This window comes from Streptomyces botrytidirepellens (assembly GCF_003721215.1).
Classification (GTDB): Bacteria; Actinomycetota; Actinomycetes; order Streptomycetales; family Streptomycetaceae; genus Streptomyces; species Streptomyces himastatinicus.
On the sequence record NZ_RIBZ01000513.1, the window covers coordinates 1 to 2,304 of the forward strand.

1 protein-coding gene and 1 pseudogene are annotated in these 2,304 nt (G+C 75.4%); both read left to right on the forward strand.

What is annotated here, in order from left to right; genetic code table 11:
• The first annotated feature begins 204 nt into the window (after positions 1 to 204).
• Positions 205 to 1,458 carry a precorrin-6y C5,15-methyltransferase (decarboxylating) subunit CbiE gene (cbiE, locus tag EEJ42_RS32160; protein ID WP_123105435.1) on the forward strand — a complete coding sequence of 418 codons (1,254 nt, stop codon included), beginning with the start codon at positions 205 to 207 and terminating at the stop codon, positions 1,456 to 1,458.
• Between the two features lie 278 nt (positions 1,459 to 1,736).
• A pseudogene (locus EEJ42_RS32165) lies at positions 1,737 to 2,304 on the forward strand (hypothetical protein); the annotation flags it as partial.

The following is a 2,304-nucleotide window of genomic DNA, read 5'->3' on the forward strand; positions in this document are numbered from 1 at the left end:
CTCCGGGCTGAGCACCTGCGGGCCGGCCCGCCCACCGCCGCGATACGCGCGTCCGCGGCACGCGCACCGCGGCGTACCCGCCACGGCCGCCGCGGCACGCCACCCGTGGTACGCCACCCGCGACACCGCCCGCGCGCACCACGCACCGCGGGCCGCGCGCACCACCCGCGACCGACCTGCGACACATAGGGGAGACAGACGACGATGGCCGACCGCGTCACGGTGATCGGTTGGGACGGCTCCCCGCTCACGGACGTGGCCCGATCCGCCCTCGGTGCGGCCACCCTCGTGGCCGGTGCCGCCCACCACCTGGCGCTGCCCGAAGTCCCGCCCGGCGCCGAACGCATCCGGCTCGGCAGCGTGGACCTCGCCGCCCGCCGCATCGCCCAGCACCGCGGCTCGGCCGTGGTCCTGGCCGACGGCGACCCCGGCTTCTTCGGCGTCGTACGCGCCCTGCGCGCCCCCGAGCACGGCCTGGAGGTCGAGGTCGTGCCCGCCGTCTCCTCCGTCGCCGCCGCCTTCGCCCGGGCCGGGATGCCCTGGGACGACGCCCAGGTCGTCGTCGCCCACAGCCGCGACCTGCGGCGCGCCGTCAACGTCTGCCGCGCCCACACCAAGGTCGCCGTCCTCACCTCACCGGGCGCGGGCCCCGCCGAACTCGCCCTGCTCCTCGGCCCGGTGCACCGCACCTTCGTCATCTGCGAGGCCCTGGGCACCGAACGCGAGCAGGTCACCGTGCTGACCTCCGACAAGGCCGCCGACCACACCTGGCGCGACCCCAACGTCGTCATCGTCATCGGCGGCTCCGGCGTCGCCGCCGCCCGCACCGGCACCCCCACCGGCGCCGCCCGCGGCTCCCTCCAGAGCGGCAGCTGGATCGCCGGGCGCGACCCCGGCTACCCCGGCTCCGTACGCGGCTGGGCGCTGCCCGCCCCCGCGTACGCGACCGTGCTCGGCGAGCACGAGTCGCAGCAGCTGCGCGCCTTCCAACTCGCCCGCCTCGGCCCCCGCGTCGGCGACCTGGTCTGGGACATCGGCGCGGGCAGCGGCGCCGCGGCCGTCGAAACCGCCGGGTTCGGCGCCGCCGTCATCGCCGTCGACCGCGACCGGGAGGCCTGCGAACGCGCCGAAACCCTCGCCCGCCGTTTCGGCGTCCAGCTCCAGGTCGTCCACGGCACCGCGCCCGACGTCCTCGAAGACCTGCCCGAGCCGGACGTCGTCCGCGTCGGCGGCGGGGGCGCACCCGTCGTCGCCGCGTGCGCCGCGCGCCGCCCCGAGCGCATCGTCACCCACGCCACCACCCGCGACGAGGCGGAGGCCATCGGCGCCGCCCTGGAGGACGGCGGCTACGGGGTCGAGTGCCTGCTGCTGCAATCCGTCGAGTTGGACACCCGGGTGTGGGCCGAACGCGAACGCGCGGTCACCTTCCTCCTCTGCGGACACCGCCCGCACCAGTGATTTTGTCCCTGTGACGTTCGCCCCGAGCTTCGCCCCGGTGACCTTCTGGAAGCGTCGCGCGGGGTAGGCTGGCGGATCGTTGTACTGCCTGTGCCGCTGCCCGGTGTTCGGCGCTTTATCGGCCAAAGGCCGGAATGTGCCCCTTTCTTACCGGGTCGCGGTGGGCAAGCCTCGGGCGTGCCACGTGCCGCGCACGGCGCACGCTCGTTCTTGCTCACGGGGCTTGCTCCCGGCGGTAGGCGGTTGGAAGGAGCACTAGCGATGGGCGAGGGGTACGCATGACCGACACCGGCCAGGTCCCGGGCGAGGGACTGCCGGAGAACGCAGGCGGACGACTCGGACAACCGCACCCGGCGGATGTCCACGCCCCGCCTGCCGACGCCGGTTACACCGAACAGCCGCAGCCCGGTGTTCCGCCCGGCACCGGATACACCTTCCTCGACGGCCCCGAAACCGGCGGCGAGGAGGACGACCTGCTGCTGATGCCGGGCGCGCAGGGCGCTTGGAGCGAGCAGCAGGCCCAGTACGACCCGCAGACCCCGTACGACCCGCAGACCCCGTACGACCAGCAGACCCCGTACGACCAGCAGGCGCAGTACGAGCAGCAGCAGTACGAGCAGCAGATGCAGGCCGCGATGCAGCAGCCGTACCCGCAGCAGCCGGACCACGGGCTGTACGAGGGCGGGGCGCTGGACCCCGGCATGGCCGCGTACGCCGACGCGCAGATGCCCGAGCCGCAGCCGGTGGCCGAGCCCCTGCCCGGGCCGGTCGAGCACCCGGCGCCGGAGCAGCCCGTCCAGCAGCAGCCCGCACCGCAGCCGCCCCCGGCCCCCGCCGCGCCCCCCA

What these genes read in the sequence shown, in the direction of transcription:
- cbiE (WP_123105435.1), top strand. Translation starts at nt 205, where the DNA reads ATGGCCGACCGCGTCACGGTGATCGGTTGGGACGGCTCCCCGCTCACG.